A 19,421-nucleotide genomic window follows, 5' to 3' on the forward strand; every position below is an offset into this window, starting at 1 on the left:
AAGTGCGTACTTGTGGGCCGCCCGGACGCGCGGCACTGTCGTCGGTAGCGCGCGCCGACACATTGCCACTGATCGTGAAGGAGTTCTCCCGCATGACGAACACTCAGCACAGCCCGGTGACGGTTCTGGGGCTCGGGGCCATGGGTAGCGCGCTGGCGTGGGCGTTCCACAAGGGCGGGGTCGCGACGACCGTCTGGAATCGCACGCCCGGTAAGGACAGCGAACTGGTTGCGGCCGGAGCAGTTTCGGCGGCAACCGCCGGGGAGGCGGTACGCACTGCGGAACTGGTCGTCGTAGTGCTGCTCGATCACGCTTCGGTGCACGAGATTCTGGACCCGATCGCCGCCCAGCTCACCGGCAAACAGCTGCTCAACCTGACCAGTACTTCCCCCGAGCAGTCGCGGGAGCTGGCGGGCTGGGCGGCCGAGCACGGCATCGAAATCCTCGACGGCGGCATCATGGCGGTTCCGGCAATGATCGGCACCGAGGGGTCGAGCATTCTCTACAGCGGCTCCGAGGCGGTATTCACCGCGCATCGCCCGACCTTGGAGCTGCTGGGTTCGGTCGAATTCTTCGGCACCGACCCGGGTTTGGCCGCCCTGTGGGACTTCTCGCTGCTGACGATCATGTACACCATGTTCGGCGGCTTCTTCCAGGGCGCGGCCCTGGTCGGTTCCGCGGGCGTCACGGCATCGGAGTTCGCTGCCCGCGCCTCGAACTGGGTGGCGGCCATGTCGCAACTGCTGCCTCCTTTCGGCCGCATCATCGACACCGGCGACTACACCAGCGAGGTGTTCCAGGATCTGGTGTTCACCAAGACCGCCCTGGACACGTTGCGCCAGGCCGCATCCGATGCCGGAATCACCGCCGAACCGCTCGCCGGATTCGCCGACCTGGTCGACCGCCAGGTCACCGCCGGGCACGGCGCGGCCGCCTTCGAGCGCACCATCGAGGCCCTGCGCGGAAAGTGACGGCCTGACGCGGAACTGTCGGTCCGACGCGGCGTGGGCTGCGCTGTCGCGCGCTGCCCGAACGAGTTTCGGCCCCCACCAGCGCTGGTGGGGGCCGAAACTATTGCTGCCCGAGCGTTATTGCGTCAGCTGCAAGGTCGCACTGAACGCCGTCAACGCGTCGTTCAAACCCAGATCGGCGATGCGCTGTTCGATCTCGGTGCGCTCGAGCACCGGCAGCGCCGACCACAACTCCCCGATTCGTGACTGCGCGTCCGGTTCGGTGGTGGCCAGCACCTTCAGCAGTGGCGGCCACAGATGAGCCGTGGTGGCGATCCCCGGCAGCTGCGTCAGTGTCGCGGTGTCGAAATGCGAGATGGCCCCGCCGAATCGGCGCGCCACACTCGCCTCGGTGCGTTCGGCCACTTCCAGCAGCCCCCGCCACACCGCGTCCTCGACGCAACCGTTGACCGCGTCCGTGACCGTCTTGATGGTGTCCGGTTCGACGATGATCGGGTTGGCGGCCAGCAGATCCAGCGCCGCCGGGCTCAACTGCCCGGCGAAGCGCAGCGTCTCCGGCACCGCCCCGGCGCTGACGAAAGTCTCGATCAGGTCGGCGATCTCGTCGGCGGACCCCAGATCGAACAGGATGTCACCGATCGCGACCACCACATCGGCGTCGCAGCGCGCGAACACCGACAGCGCCGCCAGCCGCAGATCCTTCGAGCCTTGCAGCACGGTGCGCACCAGCCGCGGCACCCGCTGCGCGGGACCGGAGAGCAGATGCCGCACGATGATGCTGATGTTCTCCCCGGAGTACGAATACGACGCCGAGCGCAGCAGCCCCTCGTCGTCGTGCACGTCCTCCTCGACCGCGCGCACCAGTTCCGGTGTCGCGTAGGCCAGGAATGGCCCGGCGGTGATGTAGTCGCCGCGCTTCAACAGCTCGTTGATGATCTTCATGACGGGTTTCGGCGGCGCGATGTCCGCCAGCTGCCCGACGGCATGCGGATCCATATAGGGCGCGCCCTCGGCCGCATACCCGGGATCGAGCATCCCGACCGCCTCGGCGGCCTTCTTGGGATGGTCCACCCCGATCGCGCCGGCCGCGCGCCCGGCCATCATCGGCGGCACCATGCGCTGCACGATCGGCAGCGAGATGGACAGCGGGATGATCGGCACCAGCAGCGACAGCCGCGAGAAGACCGCATTGTGTTCGGCGAAGATCACTTTCGCCATGCGTTCCTGCAGTTCGTGCAGGTTGGCCGCACCCAGTTTCTCGAGGTGGGCCAGCCGTTCCTCGGGCACGTGCAATGTCCGCGACAGCAGGGTGATCTGCGCGCGGGTCACCAGATCGCTCATCGCCCCTACCCGAGCTTGTTGCCGAACATGATCTTCTTGGCCGCGCTGCGCAACGGCCACGGCAGCGCACCCACGGTCTTGTCGACGGCCTCGACCATGGCGGTGGTCTCGGTGCGCCGGGCCTGCTGGAAGATGCCCAGCAGATCGGCGGTCTCGGACTCGCTCAACAGGTCCAGGGCGGTCAGTGGCCCACCCAGTTGTTGTTCCAGTTCGGCTCTGGCACCCACTGATTCGTCCCCATTCTCCGGAATGACCCGGATCACCCCATTTGTTCTCTACCCATCTCTACCAAGATCACCGATGGTGCGCCAGCCCTGTATCGGGCCTGATGAGATCAATTGAGGTCGGCTGCAATCAGATCCGCGGCGCGCAGCGCCAACGCCATGATGGTGACCTGCGGATTGACTCCCAGCGACGTCGGGACCACCGAACCGTCGGCCACATACAGCCCGCTCGTGCCGAACACCCGATGCTCGAAGTCCACCACCGCGTTGCGGGCATCTGCACCCATGCGCGCGGTACCCAGCGGGTGCGGGCCCATCAGGCGCAACCGGCGTGGGCTCAACGCGATCTCCGCGACCGTGCGCGCCTGATCCAGGGAGCGCACCGGCGGCGTCCCCGCGATCGGCAACGCCACCGCCTCGGCCCCGCCGCGCAGGAACAACTCGGCCAGCCCCGCGCAGGCGTGCTGCAACGCGGCCTGCACGCGCGAGCTCAGGTGATAGCGGATCAGCGTGCGCCCGCCGGGACCGTGATGCACGCTGCCGCTGCCGGTGTCACGCACCATCGCCCCGAACTGCTCGGTATGCGTCCAGCGGTTCATCCACTCGGTCAGTCGCGCCCCGTGGAAGGGCAGCACTCCGGCCGCGAATTGCGGTGGAATGCTGACACCTTCGAAAGTCACCAGCTCATCGCCGAGACCCTCGACCTGATAGCCCTGCGGGATCCCCGTCCACGGCGCACCCGGCGTCGGCATCATGGCGACCGCGCCCAGCGACGGATGCACCGACAGATTCCGGCCCAACGCTGGCAGACTGATCCCGTTGCGCCGCAACAGCAACGGCGTCATGAGCGTCCCGGCGGCCACCACCACCGCCCGCGCTCGGATCTCCACGGTGCGGGGCGCGCCATGCTCGTCCTGCCCCTCGGCCAGCACCCCGACCGCGCGAGTATCCGACATCAGAATCCGGTTCACGCTCAACCGCGTATAGAGCTGCGCACCGCCCTTCAACGCCCGCGGCACCCAGCTGACATTGCTACTGCGCTTGGCATCGGTAGGACACCCATACACGCATTGCCCCTGCCCGTCGCAGCCGACCGCATTGCGCGGCAACGGCCCGTGCGCGGCGCCCAGTGCGTCCGCGCCTCGGCCGATGATGTCGGCGACGCGGCCCAGGTAGCGCGGATCGGCGGTGGCGATACCCAATTCGGCCGACACCTCGTCGAGATAGGGAGCGAATGCCTCGGGGGTGAAATCACCGGGAAACCCGGCGTCGAGCCATTCGCTCAGCACCGGATCCGGGGTACGGAAGGCGGTGCCGGAATTGATGGCGGTGGTGCCGCCCACCAGCCGCCCGGTACTCACCCCGAGCACCGAATTGCCGAGCGCGAGATTGTATCCGCCGTCGCGCCAATACCGTTGGGTGCGCTCGCCCAGATCGCCACGGAAGCGGTCACGCCCGGCGTAGTCGCCCTCCTCGACGATGACCACACCCAGACCGTGCTCGGCGAGCCGGGCCGCGACCGCGCCACCACCCGCGCCGCTGCCGATCACCACCACATCGCAGTCGAGGACCTCGCGGGTCGCGAGGTCGTCCGCAGTGCTGACATTGGCCATCCAGCCCGGGCGTTGCTCGAGTACCGGCTCGTCGTAGCGGGGTGCACCGATCGCATCGAGATAGCGGCGGTCACCGAAATGCGCTATCCGCAAAGGAGTTTCGATCGCCTCCACCGCGTGCACCAACGCGGCCGTGCCGCGCGCGTGGGTGACCAGGTCGCGGCGCTGCATCGGCGACAGCGCCGCGATCCGGCGCCCGTGGCGCGCCCGGGCCGCCGCGTCGAGGCCGCGCAGCGCCGCCCGCAGTCCCGACTGCATGAGCGGAGTCATATTGCCCAGGTAGGCATCCAAGCGTTCGAGCGTGGCGGACTCGACGGGCGGAACCGCGCCATCGGGTTCGATGAGCAGCTCCGCCAGTGCGGCCAGCGCCTCGAGCTGACCCGGCGTGAGCACACCCTCCGGGCGGGTGCCGTCGGGCAGATCGGTGCGCAGCGACACCCACGGCTGAAACGAGCGCAGGAAACTCGGATAGTCGTTGGCGAAGAACTGCATTCGCCCCTGCGCGACCTGCTCGCCCTCGCACGACAGCATAGCGTCGAGATTGGTGAGGCTCGCGTGCGCGCGCCGCACCCAGCGCACATCCTTGCGCCCGCGCAGCTGCCACGCGCGGCCCTCGTCGTCCCGGAAATCCAGCTCGTAGCTCATGCGCCGCTTGGTCACCGGCAACGCCACCAGGGTGCCGATCACCGCCGCGCCGTCCGCCCACGGCAGTGCGCGGATGGTGCCGGTGATGCGGGCGCGGCGATTGGTGACGAAGCCGCGTGCGTGCCCGGATTCGCAGCGTAGATCCATGGCCACGTGATGGGCGTGGCCGTCGGCGTCGTAGAGCTCGCCGCGCATGGTCTCGAAGAAGGTCAAAGGCATGTCAGGGCTCTCTCACACGATCGGGGAGACGGAGTTGACCGGTTGCGGGACAAGGAATTCCAGCGCGCCACCGTGCTCGCTGCGCAGTTCGAAGGCATTGCCGTCGAGCGGGGCCACGTGGACGGACACCGCGGCGGTCTTGGAGTTGAGGCAGTAGCTGGTGGCGCGCGCGGGATTGCGGTAGGCCAGGCACACCATCTGCTCGGGTGCCGCGTGCATGCGCAGCTCCGCGGTGCCGTGACGGCCGCGCATGCGCAACGTCCACTCCGGGAACGCCAGGCGCGGGCGCTGCCGCCACAGATCCACCACCCGGTCGAACCGGAATTCCTGCTCGCCGCGCCGGACCACCAGCATCGACAGCAGCGGCGAGGTGCGTCCGGCGATACGGGTGCGCCCCGAGGCCGCCTCCGCCACCGCGAACGGCGTGTCGTCCCGGGAATCGGTGAAAACGCACTGGCCCCAGGCGTATTCAGGGCTGTGCTCGCGGCCCCAGTTGTGGCCCTGCATGCCGTGCCAGCCGGTCAGATCCCAGTGCTCGCCGTCCCAGTCGACATGGCCGGAGCAGGTGAGGACCGGCAGCGGCGTGATCAGCTTGTTGCTCGGCAGCGCGGCATCGAGCAACCGGTCGGTCGGCAACAGAGACATCGGTGCGCCCAAACCCGGCACCTGCGCGAAACTCAAGTCCCACGACACGGTTTGCGCCTTTGACGACACGGGTTGCCCCTCGGATGACGAGGTCTGCACCTCCACCGACAATGTCCGCTCCGCATCCGACAGCTTGCCGCCGGTGCTGCCGCCGTGCCCGCTCAGGAGCATCGACAACGGGCCGACGGCGATGTCCTGTCCCAGCGGATGCGCGTCGAACTGCGCTGCGGCCAAAGGAATGTCGAGGCACCACGCGTGCGTGCGCTGCCCGTCGAACACGCTGCACCACGCCTGCGCCAGCGCGGTCCCGTCGTGCGCGGTCAGCACGGTCGCCTTGATCCACACCGCGCGCGGCGAATGCGGGTCATTGGCGCGCACGAACCAGGATTCGACATGATCGGAGCCCGCGCGCAGTCGCGGGGTGTTCTGTGCGATCACGGTCATGGCATTGTCCTGCACTGGAATTCGCCCTCTCAGAGTTTCGGTCGACGGCTGAGCATGCCGAGCAGCGAGCGACCGGCCTGCCCGTAGCCGCGCAGCTTCGCGGTGGCGTGCCCGTCGGCGAGGCTTGCCGCCAGCGCCCGCATCGCATCCTCGAGCCCGACGTCGTAGGGGAACCACCAGGGTCGTTTGGGTCCGAACGCCGGTCCGCGCGGCAGATCGAGGACCTGCACCCAGCTCGCGTCCAGCAGCGCGTCCACCCCGTGCGAGCGCCCGAACCCCGAGCGCCCGACCCCGCCCCATAGCAGCTCCGGGGTCGAATACATGGTCGCGGCAACATCATTGATCGATACCGCACCGGCCCGCAGCCGCCCCGCCAGTGCCTGTGCGCGAGCGGTATCGGCGGAGAACACGCTGGCCGTCAGCCCGTATTCGGTCGCGTTGTGCAGCGCGACAGCGTCGTCGTCGCTCCTGAACGCGGCCACCGCGACTATCGGCCCGAACGTCTCCTCCCGCCACACCTCACTCGTGGTCACACCCTCACCGCTGACCACCGCCGGTATCAGCTGCCGCGCACGCACCGGCTCTCCCCCACTCACCGACAGACCCGCATTTCGCGCCGCGTCCAGGTGCCGCTCCCACACCGCTCGCTGACGGTCGTCGATAGCGGGCGCGAGATCCCGGTCGGTATCGATGCGCCGCACCTTGTCTCGCAACCGCACGACGAACGCCTGATACAGCGATTCATGAATCAGCACCCGCTCCACCGAGCAACAGGCCTGCCCACCATTGAAATTGGCACCCCAAGCCACCGCCGAGGTCACATACTCCAAATCCGCGTCCTCCAATACGACCGCCGCATCCACCCCACCCAACTCCAGTCCCACCGGAATCGGCCCCCGCGCCGCCGCGGCCATCACCTTGCGCCCGGTCGCCACCGACCCGGTGAACATCACCTTGTCCGGTCGAGCCTCGACCAGCGCAGCACCCACCGCCCCGTCCCCGATCGCCAACTGCAGCAACCCGTCCGGCAGCCCCGCCGCCGAGATCACCTCGACCAGCACCTCCGCCACCCTGGGCGTGAGCTCGGAAGGCTTGAGCACCACAGCATTCCCCGCGATCAACGCCGGCAACACCTGACTGAACGGAATCAAGAACGGTAGATTCCACGGCGCAATAGCCACCACCACCCCATAACCCCGATGCACTCGCACCGCCCGCCGATAAGGCGCAGTAGCCAACCGAATCCGACTCGGTCCGAGGGTGGCAACCGCAGTCTCGAGATGATGTCGAGCCACCGCGATCGCCGGAACCACCTCATGCGCCAACGCCTCGGCCCGAGGCTTCCCGTTCTCAGCCACGATCACCCCTGCGATCCGCTCGAGCTGCTCATGCAGCACCTCAGGCAACCGGGCCAGCACCGCCACCCGCTCCTCAACGCTCCGCGCACCCCACGCCACCTGCGCCACCCGCGCCCGCCCCACCAACACCGCCGCTTCCGCCTGCCCGACCGGCAACCCCGAGTCTGGTTGTCTGGCCGGTGATTCGGAGTCCGGTCGATCGGTCAGCGACCCCGACTCTCGTCGATCGGTCAGCGACTCCGGGTCGGGTTCAGCGCCTCGTGGCTTCGTGGCTGGTCGTGTGGCTCGCCGGTGTGATTGCCGAAGGTCGGTCATGCCCTGTCGCTTTCTCGAATGCCGTCTCGATCAACGCGCGCTGATCAGCCCCGGTGGATCAATGTCTGGACGCCATGTCGCCCGCCGCCGGATGATCTTGGCCTGATGGCCAAGTGGTCAGACCAATATATCGAGCAGTCGGCGAAAGGCAAGAGGCGATTGAAACTGTGTTCGTCCGCCTGCCGCCGTTCCCTGACTACGGGGGTGTTGTCTACTTGCTGGTCTGTCGCATCTGCTCGACGAAGGCGTCGAACTCTGTGGCCGCTATCGCCAGCAGGGAGTCGGCGGTGGTGCGGGCTTCGGCGGAGTCTCCGGCGATGACGGCGGCGGCTAGGGCTCGGTAGCGGTCGGTGCTGCCGACTTCGGTGGCCATGAGGCCGGACAGGGCTTGGACGGCCGGTTCGTAGACGGCGCGCAGGTCGTTGTAGAGGAGGCGGTAGACGATGGAGTCGGCGGCGTCGACGAGGTGGTCCCAGAAGGTGATGGCCCGGAGTTGCTGGGCGATCGGGTCGCGTTCGGACGCAAGGGTTTCCACGGCGGCATCGAGGGCGGGGGCGAGGCTGTCGGCGGCGCGCTCGGCGGCGAGTCCGGCTACCTCGCGGCCCAGGACGCGGCGGGTTTCGAGGATCGAGCGCACGACGTCGTAGTCCAACTCGCCCTGGCGGATCAGTAGGCGCGGCAACATTTCCAGTCCGGCGTGCCGTCGGAAGTCCCGCACGGTTGTCGAGCCGCCCTGGCGTACTTCCACCAGTCCGGTGTGCGCCAAGCGCTGCAGGGCCTCCCGGACCGTCGGCCGGGATACGCCCAGCGTCTCGGCAAGTGCGCGCTCCGCGGGCAGGGCTGCTCCGGGTGCGAGTTCACCGTCGAGTACCTCCCCGACGAGCTGCTCGAATACGGTGTCGGGCACGGTCCGCCGATCGATCCGTTTGAAGGCCATTCTCGAACGCTAAAGGGGGATGGTCAGGAGGTCAAGCGGCCAGACCAGTGTGCGGTTCGGGGTGGGTGGGTGCGCGTGGTGCGGCGAATGCGCATGTCGGGCTGGTTATCATCGCCGCATGTCACCGCGACCGCAGAGTCATCGTGCCGCAGGCGCTGCGCGCCGCGCGCAGGTGTTGGACGCGGCGGTGGAAGTGATTGCGGAGGGCGGGGTGAAGGCGGCGACGCATCGGGCCATTGCTGCGCGGGCCGGGGTGCCACTGTCGTCGACGAGCTACTTCTTCACCTCGATCGATGAACTGATCTCGGCGGCAATGGATCTGGCGGCGACTCGGCTGATCGGCGAGATCCGCACCCTGGCGCTCGAGCCGGCGCCGGAGCAGGATTCGCCCGAGCAGGTGATCGACCGGTATCTGGATCTGCTGATCGGTGATGCCGCGCGGTCCGGTGAGACCGGCGCGGACAAGCGCGCGCAGCTGTCGCTGTATCTGCAATGCCGCCACGACCCGCAACTGCGTCCCATCGCGCAACGACTTATCAGCACCTACGAAGAAGTAACTGAATCATTGCTCGACCGCCTAGGCGTGAGCGATGCGCACTTCCTTGCTCGCGTGATCATGGCCTTCATTGATGGTGCAGCCCTGCAGAATTCGGCGTGGCCGCGCGGCGTAGAGGATGTCGAATTCTTCCGCCGGGCCATTCGGACGCTGATCGCCGACGGTCTCCCCAACTCCTGACCACCCTCGATTCGCTACCCGCGTCGAGGTGTGATGATCGCAACCCAAGAACATCGGACATTTGTCCGATGTTGACGGTAACGTTGCTGGTGAATCGCTGATGAGGAGAACCGATTCGAACCAATCCCCCACAGAAAGGTCGCCAGACCATGAAGATCGCCATCATCCAGCACCTGCCCGAGCTCGACTACCCGATCAAGGAACGCCTCGAACGTGCCTGCGAGCGCATCGAATCCCTCGCCGACCAGGGCATCGACCTGATCATGCTCCCCGAGGAATGGCTCGACGGCGCGTTCATGGACGACATCCAGTTCGCCGAACAGCACACCCTCGACGGCTGGGCCTTCACCCGCATCGGCGAATCCGTCCGCAAGGTCGGTGCTTACGTGCACGCCGGAACCTTCCAGGTGGAAAACGAGGACGGCGGCCTGCCGTTCAACACCGCGATCTTCTTCGCCCCCGACGGCCGCATCCTCACCCGCTACGACAAGATCCACCTGCACGGCAAGTCGTATGACGCTGTCTCGCAAGAGGATATGGACCGCTACCTGGGCGGGGCGAGCGCGGTGCACAAGGCCGAACCGCAGACCAACGGCAGCACCCTCGTCGTGCAGACGGTGACCCTCCCGCACAGCGGCCGCGAGGTCACCTTCGGCTTCAACACCTGCGCCGACATCACCTACGGCGAACAGCAGCGCGCCCTGGTCGACATGGGCGCCGACATCCTGCTGCTGTCCGCGGCCTGGCCCACCGAATACGCCCACGCCTGGGACCTGCTCCCCACCACCCGCGCCCTGGAGAACTCGGTCTTCGTGCTCGCCGCCAACAATCGCGGCCACCAGGAATCCCTCGAGCTCTACGGCAACAGCATGGTCATCAACCCCTTCGGCAAGATCATCGCCCGAGCCGGCAAGACCGACGCCCTCCTGACCGCCGAACTCGACCTCGACGAAGTCAAGGCCGCCAACGTAATCGGCGGCTTCAAGCGCGACCGCGAAGTCGCCGAAACCTACGCGGGCAAGATCTGACCCGAGCGGCCGCGCGGCATGGGCGGCCGCGCGACACCGGGACTCGGCCTCCCGGGTTGCCGCCGCGCCATCGCAATTCCAAGATCAGGGAGTACTCAGTGCGGAATTTTGTCCGATTCTCCGCGCTGAGTACTCCCTGATCTTGGTGCTTGGCCCGGGATGCGAGGTTCGGGTGGGGGCGCAGGGTGTCGGGAACGACGGGTTCGCTGGTTCTTTCGCGGGTGTTCATGTGACGTTGGGGCCGGGGGTGCCGACGGTAACCCGTTGCCCTGAACGATCGGCCACGTGCGCATCGTTCAGCTGGCGAATTTCTACGGTCCGCGCTCGGGTGGGCTGCGCACGGCGCTGCATCATCTAGGCGAGGGGTACGTGGCCGCCGGACATGAGGTGGTTCTCATCGTGCCCGGTACGCAGCGGTCGGAGGAGTTGCTCGGGAGTGGGGTACTGCGGATCACGCTGCCCGCACCGGAGATTCCGTGGACCGGCGGCTACCGCGCCGCCGACCCGCGTCGCGTCGCCGACACCCTGGCGGGGCTGCGTCCGGATGTCCTGGAGGTGTCGGATCGGTTGACGCTGCGTGGTTTCGGCCGCTGGGCACGCCGCCGCGACATCGCGGGCGTGATGATCTCCCACGAGCGCCTCGACCGCCTGCTGGGCCAAGTCCTGCCCGGCCCGATCGCGCGCCGCGCCGCAGATGCCGCCAACCGCCGCACCGCCGAGAACTACGACGTCGTCGTCTGCACCACCGCGTTTGCCCGCGAGGAATTCCAGCGCATCGACGTGGAGAACGTCGAACTCGTTCCGCTCGGTGTCGATCTGGACATGTTCCGCCCCGACCGCCACGATCACCGCCTGCGCACCGAGTTCGGCGCCGACGACTACCCACTGCTCGTGCACTGCGGTCGCCTGTCGCTGGAGAAGCGAGTGGACCGCAGCATCGCCGCGGTCAGCGCCCTGCGCCGCCGCGGTATCGACACCCGCCTGATCGTCGCCGGTGACGGCCCCCGGCGCGACGCCCTCGAACGCCAAGCCCGCATGATCCCGCCGCTCCCCGACGGCCACCCAACCGTGCACTTCGCCGGATTCATCAGCGACAGAACGGCTCTGGCCACCTTGCTGGCCACCGCCGACGTCTCCCTCGCCCCCGGCCCACACGAAACCTTCGGCCTTGCAGCCTTGGAAGCTTTGGCCGCCGGAACCCCGGTGGTAGCCAGCCGCTCCTCCGCCCTGGCCGACATCGTCACCGCCGAGGCAGGCGCGGTGGCCGCCGACCACCCCCGCGCCTTCGCAACCGCCGTCACCGACGTGCTCGCCCGACCACCGGTAGAACGCCGCCAGGCCGCCCGCAGCCGCGCCGAGCAATTCACCTGGCCCGCAGCCGTTTCCGGCATGCTCGGCCTACTCGGCTCAGCCTGACCGCACGCTCAGTTCCGGGCTAGGCCAACTCCCCCGGGGTGCGTCGTCCTAGTCCCGGTTCGGGTCTGGATGCCAGGGGATGTGGGTGCGGCCCTCGGCTTCGGCGGCTACCTTCGACGAATTCAGCTGGTACGCCGTGATGCCGCCGGGCTGCCATGGCCCGGCCGACCCCGCGGCGATTGCCGTGTCCGCCTTGGATACCAGCCCGATCTCGTTGCGCACCACCGTGATCGGGCGATCGGCCAGTGAGAACCAGTCCAGATCCAGGAAGTCGTGGCTGCCCTGGGTGAGCGCGCCGCGTCGCATCGCGTCACCGAGGCGTTCGGCCATGCCCTTGGTGCGCAGATGCCCTTCGTCGGCCTCGAACAGCCCCGCACCCGCCTTCAGATACCCGGTCTCGAACAGCGAAATGACCATGGCCAGCAGGCTGAATGCGCGCGGATCGTCATTGGCGCGCGCCATGAACGCGAACACCTCGATCTCGTTCTCGAGCGTGGTGCCGTATCCGGCGAGCACGTGCACCCAGTCGTGCTGGGCCAGCAGCGGCGGCGCGGAACCGGCCAGCCCCGGCGTGACGAACCCGCGATCGCGATAGAAGTCGGCGACACCGCGCCCGAGGGTGCCGACCGGCAACTCCCACAGCTCACCCCACCGCCCGGCCAGCGCCGGATCGTCGGTGACCGCACTCCAGGAACTGTCGAGCCCCTCGCAGTGCAGCGCATCCAACCGCAGATGGTCCACATTGCCCAGATACCCGTTGCGGGAGAAGTCGACCGCCGCCAGATCCACCGCGCCGTCGGCATACAGTTGCGCCACCGCGATCATGTCGTCGTCGACGCCCAGCGCATCCGCGAACTCCCGCAGCCGATCCGCCACCGTCTCGGGCAACGGCCGCACCACCAGCGCCGCGAGCAGCATGGTCTGCACCACCCGCTCGCGGAAGATCCGATTACGCCGAGCCATCCCGTGCGCGAACTCCGCGGCCCCGATCGGCTTCACCTCGGCCAATTCCACCGAATGCCCCGTCATCGACAGGAACATCGCCGGAATCAGCATCTCCTGCAACGGCGTCAGCCCCGCTTCACCGATCGCCGCACTCACCACACCCCGCGCCACAAACCGCACCTCGGCGGCATCCGGCGGCGTGAGCAGCACCTCATCCATCTCTCAGCGCCTCCCGCAAACTTCGAAGCCACAACGACTGCCCCATTCTGGCTACGAAACACCATCCCCGCGCGTTCATTTCACTCTTGGCGTAGCCCGCCGATGCAATCTACGTATCTCCTTAGTAGTATCGCCGCCGTGATGCCCACCGCGCCCCGCCCACACCCCACGGGTGTGCGCCGCTGGCTGGTGGCATTCCTCTCCGTCCTCGGCCTCCTGCTACTCCAGAACACCCACTGCGCCGCCATGGCCATGCCCGGCATGACCGGCCCCACCTGCGCCCTGACCCGCCAGACCTCGAGCCACCCCACCCCGATGCGTCCTGCGATCAAGGAAATCGGTACGCAGCCGGCCATCCTCGATGTCGACGCACTGACCGCAGGCTCCGGCGACCCCATCGGTCGAGGGACCTCTCACCTTGCTTCCGGCTCGGTCGATGCCGGGTCTTTCCCGGCGGCGAGTGCGCCCGAAATGGTCGCGGCGCAGGTCGACTCGGCGATGGTGGTGACGGTCGACGAGCGCCCTGCCGCAGAGCTGCCCGCCGGTGTGGGGCTGGCGTGCCTGGCCGTGTTCCTGGCGTTGCTCGCCGGGTTTGCCATCCGGGGTGTTGGGCGGTCGGCTGCGGCGATCTCGTTGTGGCAGTGGCCTGTCGGTGCGCGGGCACGTCCAGCGCTGCCGCGGGCTTTGAGTCTCGCGCAACTCTGCGTGCTGCGGACATAGGCCGACTGCGTTCGGTTCGCCGAGGTCGGTGAACCGCGTCCCCGCTTCGTGTCGCGTGGAACTGGTTGAGGCTGTCGGTCTGAGCAGCGCTCGGCTGGATGACGCGATGCGTTCGGGACGTCTCCGCATGTCCTCATGTCCCTGACGCAGGAGTTGTTCTGTGAATCTTGTCCCTGTTCTCGTCACCGGCCTGTTTGCCGGTGGTGTCTCGTGTGCCGCTGTGCAAGGCGGCCTGCTGACCGGTCTCATTACTCGGCAGCGCAGTGCGGTTGGCGCGAAAGTGCCGCTTGCCGAATCAAATTCGCCGGGTCGAGCCCGGCTTGGTGATGACCTTGCGCCGGTCGGTGGTTTTCTGGCCGGAAAACTGTTGTCGCACACGCTGCTCGGTGCCGCACTGGGTGCGTTGGGTAGCGCGGTCCAGTTGTCGGTGAGTTCGCGCACCTGGCTGCAGATCGGCGCGGGGCTGCTGATCATCGTGTTCGGTCTGGCGCAGTTGGGTGTGCCGGGTTTTCGGCGGATCGTGGTCGAGCCACCGGCGGCCTGGCAGCGGACTGTGCGGTCGGGTGCCCGCCTGCGGACCGCGCTGGCACCGGCGATCCTCGGGTTGCTGACCGTCCTTATCCCTTGTGGTGTCACGCTTTCCGTCGAAGCGCTGGCTCTGACTTCGGGTTCGGTGTGGTGGGGTGCGGCGACCATGGCCGTGTTCGTGCTCGGTACCGGGCCGATGTTTGCGGTGCTGGGTTACGCGGCCCGCGTCGCCGCCACGGTGTGGCGCGGCCGCCTCGCGCTGGCGACCGGAGTGCTGGTCGTCGGCATGGGCTTCTACACGCTCAACGGCGGATTGGAACTGGCCGGTTCACCGCTGGCCGCCAACCGGCTGGCCGATCGTTTCCTCGGCAATTCCGCCCCGGCGGATTTCACCGCCGCCACCGTCGACGCCGGAGTCCAAACCGTCGTCGTCACCGCGCATTCCAATGCCTATTCCCCGCGCAACGCGCATGCCCAGGCAGGTGTCCCCACCACTCTGCTGGTGAAAACATCCGCCACCCAGGGCTGCATCCGTTCACTGGTCATTCCCAGCCTCGGCATCCAGCAGGTCTTGCCGTCCACCGGCGAGACGCGCATCGATCTGGGCGTATTGCAGCCCGGCCGCCTCGACTACACCTGCGGCATGGGCATGTACTCCGGCACCGTCACCGTCGACTGAAAGTGAATTCCCATGACCACCTTGGTTTTCCGCGTCGAAGGCATGCACTGCGGCAGCTGCGCCATGCTCATCGACGACACGCTCGAGGATCTCCCCGGCGTCCACCGCGCCAGCACCTCCAAGCGAAAGTCCACCACCACGGTCGAAGTGGACAATGCCACCGTCGCGGACATCGTCGCGGCCGTCACCGCCCTCGGCTACACCGCGATACCCGCCTGAACATCCCGCCGCGTTCCGGCTCCGAATCACGCGGGAGGAGGTGATCGCCGATGGACCCATGGTCGATGTTCTGCAGCTGGATGTGCACGATGATGTCCGGTTGCTGTCCGGGTATGTAAGCGGCGGTACCCCGGGGCGACCGCCCCGGGGTACGCACCTGAATTTCGGATGAACTCCGCTCGAGAGCCATTCAGACTGCGCGATCTCGTTGTGACACTGGGGGTGTGAGCGCTGAGCTTCTCGTTCTGTTGATCGTGGTTTTCACCGCGTTGGCCTTCGATTTCACCAACGGATTCCACGACACCGCCAATGCGATGGCGACATCCATTGCGACCGGTGCGCTTTCCCCCCGGGTGGCGGTGGTCTTGTCGGCCGCGCTGAACCTGGTGGGCGCGTTCCTGTCGGTGGAAGTCGCCAAAACGGTCTCGGGTGGGCTGCTGAATATCGGCGGCGTGCACCATATGGCCTTGCTACACATAGTTTTCGCGGGCTTGGTCGGCGGAATTCTGTGGAATCTATTCACCTGGCTGTTCGGAATTCCCTCGAGTTCCTCGCATGCCCTCTTCGGCGGCCTGATCGGGGCCGCGGTGGCCGCGCTCGGTGCGAGCGGAGTCATCTGGACCGGGGATCAGAAGACCGGTCTGATCAACAAGATCATCCTCCCGGCGCTGCTGGCCCCCTTCGTGGCCTGCCTGGTGGCCGGGTTGGGCACCTACTTCGTCTACCGGCTGACCCGCCGCTCGCCGCAGGGCAAGGTGAGCACCGGTTTCCGCTGGGGCCAGATCGGTTCGGCGTCGCTGGTCTCTCTCGCCCACGGCACCAATGACGCGCAGAAGACCATGGGCGTCATCTTCATGGCCCTGGTCGCGCACGGCACCTACACCAACAACGACGACATCCCGCTCTGGGTGAAGGTCTGCTGCGCGCTGGCGATCGCGTTGGGCACCTACCTGGGCGGCTGGCGCATCATCCGCACCCTTGGCAAGGGCCTGGTGGAGATCGACTCGCCGCAGGGCTTCGCGGCCGAAACCTCCTCTGCCGCCATCATTCTCACCTCGGCTCAGTTCGGCCTGCCGCTCTCGACCACCCAGACCGCCACGGGTTCCATCCTGGGCACCGGCCTGGGCAAGCCGGGTGCGGAGGTGCGCTGGGGCGTGATGGGCCGCATGGCGGTGGCGTGGGTGCTGACCCTGCCGCTGGCCGGTCTGGTGGGCGCGTTCTGCTGGTGGCTGGCCGATCTCGGTGGCGGCCTGCTGGGCGTAGTCGTCGTGGCGGCCATCCTGATCGCCGCCTCGGTCTACATGTACCTGCGTTCGCGGCGCAATCCCGTCGATACCCGAAACGTCAACGACGACTGGGAGAGTGGGCTCACCCCGCCGTCGCAGCCGCGTGAGAAGACCGCGGCCTGAGGAGCGGAAGAGCAGTGCACACCTTCAACGCCATCGCCAAGTCCCTGGGTGAGGTCACGCTGATCGCGCTGGTCCTCGGAGTCGGGGTCCCGGTGATCTTCGCGGCCGGAATCCGGTTCTGGGCACTGGAACCGGCCGCCGACGGCCCACGGACTGCGCAGCGCAATACCGTCGCCACCACCATCGCCTATGTGTGTTTCGCGGCGGCGGCGATCGTGGTCCTCGCCGGAATCCTGTATATCGCCAAGGATTTCATCAGCCACACCTTCGACATCCAGCTGTTCGGCGCGAAGCCTCCGAAGAAATAGGGCACTCATGACGACGAATCGTTCGATCCTCGCCGCCGTCCTGGAATGGCTGCGCGCGGGCTACCCCCACGGCGTCCCCCGGGAGGACTACGTGGCCCTGTTCGCGGTGCTGCACCGCCGGCTCACCGAGCAGGAGGTCGACGAGGTGATCGAACAACTGCTCGCCTCCGACGGCGTGCTCGATCGCGCCGCGATCGAAGCGGCCATCGCGGGCCTGGCCCACGAGAAGCCGGGCGTCGACGACGTGAACCGGGTCGCGGCCCGGCTGGCCGCGGGCGGGTGGCCACTGGCCCACCCGTCCGAGGCGTGAATCCCCGGTAGGCGGGGAATTCCGAACGCATGGCACTGTCCGAACTGCTCGCCAGGATTGTCGCGTGGCTGCGCGCGGGCTATCCGCAGGGCGTGCCCGATCACGACTATCTGCCACTGCTGGCCGTGTTGGCGCGGCGGTTGACCGAGGACCAGGTGCGGCAGGTGGCCGCCGAGCTGATTCTGCTCGGCGCGCTACCCGCCGACCGCGCCGATGTCGGGGTCCTCATCACCAAGCTCACCGACGAGATGCCGCGTGACGCCGACCTCGATCGGGTGCTCGCGCAGCTGCGCGCGGGCGGCTGGCCGATCGACGACACCTGGCCGGACTCCGCGCAGTGATGGCCGATCCGGACCGTCGAAGATGCTTCGATGTGACCCACCTCGCACTCGGCTGAATTGAAGATTACGATTGTTCAGATCTGATCTGAAGAATCATTTTCAGCTCTATGGATCTGATCTCGCACTTTCTTCATACTCGTCCCCGGGCGGCGATCCCGCCCGACCAGTCTAGAGATCAGGAGAGTGGCATGAAGATCGGCATTCCCCGCGAGGTGAAGAACCACGAGTACCGGGTTGCCTGCACGCCCGCCGGGGTACACGAACTCGTCGCACGCGGACACGAGGTGTTCCTCGAAACCGGCGCGGGCGTCGGCTCCACCTTCGAGGACGACGCCTACCGCTTCGCCGGCGCGCAGGTGCTCGACACCCCCGACGAGGTCTGGGGTACCGCCGATCTGGTGCTCAAGGTGAAAGAGCCGGTGGCCGAAGAATATTCGCGGCTGCGCGCCGATCAGGTGCTGTTCACCTACCTGCACCTGGCCGCCTCGCGCGACTGCACCGACGCGCTGCTGGCCTCCGGCATCACCTCCATCGCCTACGAAACCGTCACCGCCGCAGACGGTTCCCTGCCGCTGCTGGCCCCCATGAGCGAGGTCGCCGGTCGGCTCGCGCCCCAGGCCGGTGCCTACCACCTGATGCGTAGTGGCGGCGGCCGCGGCGTGCTGATGGGCGGCGTCCCCGGTGTCCGGCCGGCCCGCGTGGTCGTGCTCGGCGCGGGCGTGTCCGGCCGCAATGCGATCGCCGTCGCGCACGGCATGCACGCCGACGTCACCGTCCTGGACCTCAACATCGCGCGGCTGCGCGAGATCGACGACCTGTACCACGGTCAGGTCCGCACGGTCATGTCCAACCGCCTCGAGGTGGAGAACCTGGTCCGCGAGGCCGACCTGGTGATCGGCGCGGTCCTGGTGCCCGGTGCCAAGGCCCCCACCCTGGTGTCCAACGAGCTCGTCGCCCAGATGAAGTCGGGTTCGGTGCTGGTCGACATCGCCATCGACCAGGGCGGCTGCTTCGCCGACTCGCACGCCACCACGCACGCCGACCCCACCTACCGGGTGCACGACTCGATCTTCTACTGCGTGGCCAACATGCCCGGCGCGGTCCCGCACACCTCGACCGTCGCCCTGACCAACGCCACCCTCCCCTACGCGGTCGCCCTGGCCGACAAGGGCTGGCGTGAAGCCGTTGCCACCGACGCGGGCCTGGCCGCCGGGCTCAGCACCCACAAGGGCGAGCTGCTCTCGGAATCGGTTGCGGCAGCGCACGGTTACGCCGCGCACCCGCTCGCGGCCTGAGCGTCACCCCGGCGGTTCAGGACACCCCGTGATGCCCCGGCCGCACGTGCTCGAAGATCAGAATGGTCTCCGTCGACGCGACGGCCGGGTGCGCGCTGAGATGCTCCAGCACGAAGGTGCGTAACTCGCCGGAATCGGCCGTGGCGACATGGACGAGGTAATCATCCGCTCCGGCAATGAAATACACGTTCTCGACCTCCGGCAGCGCCGCCATCTGGTCGCCGAATTCGGCCAGATGGCTGCGCGCGGTGGCGTGCACGCGGACCGCGATCATCGCCTGCAGATCCCGGCCCAGCGCCGCCGGATCGATATCGGCGTGGAAGCCGCGAATCACCCCGCGCTCCACCAGCGCCCGCACCCGGCCCAGGCAGGTGGAGGGGGCGATGCCCGCCGCCGCGGCCAGAGCATTGTTGGTCATGCGCCCGTCACGGGCCAGCTCGTCGAGCAGCAGACGGTCGATGGCATCCAACGGCACCGGTCGCGCCGTCCCACCCGACCCATTCGGTGTCGAAGAAACCTTCTTCATGATCGAACTGTACAGAAGATACTTCGCGCG

Annotated in this window: 20 protein-coding genes; 12 read left to right on the forward strand and 8 right to left on the reverse strand. The window is 67.7% G+C overall.

The features are described from left to right. The first annotated feature begins 92 nt into the window (after nt 1–92). Nucleotides 93–971: an NAD(P)-dependent oxidoreductase gene (locus tag ACYVN4_RS24785; RefSeq protein ID WP_460724381.1), complete on the forward strand. Its 879-nt coding sequence runs from the start codon at nt 93–95 to the stop codon at nt 969–971. Between the two features lie 117 nt (nt 972–1,088). Here ACYVN4_RS24785 and ACYVN4_RS24790 read toward each other — a convergent pair whose 3' ends face one another. From ACYVN4_RS24790 to ACYVN4_RS24815, 6 genes are all read right to left on the reverse strand, one after another. Beyond that, complete coding sequence (locus ACYVN4_RS24790) at nt 1,089–2,312, reverse strand: hypothetical protein (RefSeq protein ID WP_460724382.1); 1,224 nt, start codon at nt 2,310–2,312, stop codon at nt 1,089–1,091. Nucleotides 2,313–2,317: 5 nt separating this feature from the next. Beyond that, nucleotides 2,318–2,539 (reverse strand): hypothetical protein, encoded by a 222-nt coding sequence (locus ACYVN4_RS24795; protein ID WP_460724383.1) that lies wholly within the window; start codon nt 2,537–2,539, stop codon nt 2,318–2,320. 107 nt (nt 2,540–2,646) lie between these two features. Next, nucleotides 2,647–5,013 (reverse strand): GMC family oxidoreductase N-terminal domain-containing protein, encoded by a 2,367-nt coding sequence (locus tag ACYVN4_RS24800; protein WP_460724384.1) that lies wholly within the window; start codon nt 5,011–5,013, stop codon nt 2,647–2,649. Nucleotides 5,014–5,025: 12 nt separating this feature from the next. After that, entirely contained in the window at nt 5,026–6,102 is a 1,077-nt protein-coding gene (locus tag ACYVN4_RS24805; protein WP_460724385.1) for a hypothetical protein, read from the reverse strand. A gap of 29 nt (nt 6,103–6,131) precedes the next feature. Then, the gene (locus tag ACYVN4_RS24810) at nt 6,132–7,616 is read right to left on the reverse strand and encodes an aldehyde dehydrogenase family protein (protein WP_460724386.1); all 1,485 of its coding nucleotides are present in this window, start codon (nt 7,614–7,616) and stop codon (nt 6,132–6,134) included. A 370-nt stretch (nt 7,617–7,986) separates the two neighbouring features. Next, a complete protein-coding gene (locus ACYVN4_RS24815) occupies nt 7,987–8,712 on the reverse strand; it encodes a FadR/GntR family transcriptional regulator (RefSeq protein ID WP_460724387.1) in 726 nt (241 codons plus the stop codon). 118 nt (nt 8,713–8,830) lie between these two features. On the opposite strand from ACYVN4_RS24815, the gene ACYVN4_RS24820 reads away from it, so the two are divergent. The 3 genes from ACYVN4_RS24820 (at nt 8,831) to ACYVN4_RS24830 (ending at nt 11,892) form a co-directional block, all read left to right on the forward strand. Further along, the gene (locus ACYVN4_RS24820) at nt 8,831–9,448 is read left to right on the forward strand and encodes a TetR/AcrR family transcriptional regulator (RefSeq protein WP_460724388.1); all 618 of its coding nucleotides are present in this window, start codon (nt 8,831–8,833) and stop codon (nt 9,446–9,448) included. A 149-nt stretch (nt 9,449–9,597) separates the two neighbouring features. Beyond that, the gene (locus tag ACYVN4_RS24825) at nt 9,598–10,476 is read left to right on the forward strand and encodes a carbon-nitrogen hydrolase family protein (protein WP_460724389.1); all 879 of its coding nucleotides are present in this window, start codon (nt 9,598–9,600) and stop codon (nt 10,474–10,476) included. 285 nt (nt 10,477–10,761) lie between these two features. After that, nucleotides 10,762–11,892 carry a glycosyltransferase gene (locus ACYVN4_RS24830; protein ID WP_460724390.1) on the forward strand — a complete coding sequence of 377 codons (1,131 nt, stop codon included), beginning with the start codon at nt 10,762–10,764 and terminating at the stop codon, nt 11,890–11,892. Between the two features lie 48 nt (nt 11,893–11,940). Here ACYVN4_RS24830 and ACYVN4_RS24835 read toward each other — a convergent pair whose 3' ends face one another. After that, on the reverse strand, nt 11,941–13,056 hold the full coding sequence (locus tag ACYVN4_RS24835; protein WP_460724391.1) for a hypothetical protein: 1,116 nt from the start codon (nt 13,054–13,056) through the stop codon (nt 11,941–11,943). A 138-nt stretch (nt 13,057–13,194) separates the two neighbouring features. Here ACYVN4_RS24835 and ACYVN4_RS24840 point away from each other — a divergent pair, with 138 nt between their 5' ends. The 8 genes from ACYVN4_RS24840 (at nt 13,195) to ald (ending at nt 18,865) form a co-directional block, all read left to right on the forward strand. Then, nucleotides 13,195–13,776, forward strand: coding sequence for a hypothetical protein (locus ACYVN4_RS24840; protein ID WP_460724392.1), 582 nt, complete (start codon nt 13,195–13,197; stop codon nt 13,774–13,776). 160 nt (nt 13,777–13,936) lie between these two features. Then, on the forward strand, nt 13,937–14,983 hold the full coding sequence (locus ACYVN4_RS24845; protein ID WP_460724393.1) for an urease accessory protein UreH domain-containing protein: 1,047 nt from the start codon (nt 13,937–13,939) through the stop codon (nt 14,981–14,983). 12 nt (nt 14,984–14,995) lie between these two features. Further along, nucleotides 14,996–15,202 (forward strand): heavy-metal-associated domain-containing protein, encoded by a 207-nt coding sequence (locus tag ACYVN4_RS24850; protein WP_460724394.1) that lies wholly within the window; start codon nt 14,996–14,998, stop codon nt 15,200–15,202. A 224-nt stretch (nt 15,203–15,426) separates the two neighbouring features. After that, the gene (locus tag ACYVN4_RS24855) at nt 15,427–16,611 is read left to right on the forward strand and encodes an inorganic phosphate transporter (protein WP_460724395.1); all 1,185 of its coding nucleotides are present in this window, start codon (nt 15,427–15,429) and stop codon (nt 16,609–16,611) included. 14 nt (nt 16,612–16,625) lie between these two features. Continuing rightward, on the forward strand, nt 16,626–16,919 hold the full coding sequence (locus ACYVN4_RS24860; protein ID WP_460724396.1) for a hypothetical protein: 294 nt from the start codon (nt 16,626–16,628) through the stop codon (nt 16,917–16,919). Nucleotides 16,920–16,926: 7 nt separating this feature from the next. Next, entirely contained in the window at nt 16,927–17,229 is a 303-nt protein-coding gene (locus ACYVN4_RS24865) for a DUF3349 domain-containing protein (protein WP_460724397.1), read from the forward strand. Between the two features lie 29 nt (nt 17,230–17,258). Next, nucleotides 17,259–17,570, forward strand: coding sequence for a DUF3349 domain-containing protein (locus tag ACYVN4_RS24870; protein ID WP_460724398.1), 312 nt, complete (start codon nt 17,259–17,261; stop codon nt 17,568–17,570). A gap of 188 nt (nt 17,571–17,758) precedes the next feature. Continuing rightward, on the forward strand, nt 17,759–18,865 hold the full coding sequence (gene ald, locus ACYVN4_RS24875) for an alanine dehydrogenase (protein ID WP_460724399.1): 1,107 nt from the start codon (nt 17,759–17,761) through the stop codon (nt 18,863–18,865). A 16-nt stretch (nt 18,866–18,881) separates the two neighbouring features. On the opposite strand, the gene ACYVN4_RS24880 is transcribed toward ald, so the two are convergent. Beyond that, on the reverse strand, nt 18,882–19,391 hold the full coding sequence (locus ACYVN4_RS24880) for an Lrp/AsnC family transcriptional regulator (RefSeq protein WP_452401834.1): 510 nt from the start codon (nt 19,389–19,391) through the stop codon (nt 18,882–18,884). Between the last annotated feature and the right edge of the window lie 30 nt (nt 19,392–19,421).

Source organism: Nocardia heshunensis (genome assembly GCF_054782115.1).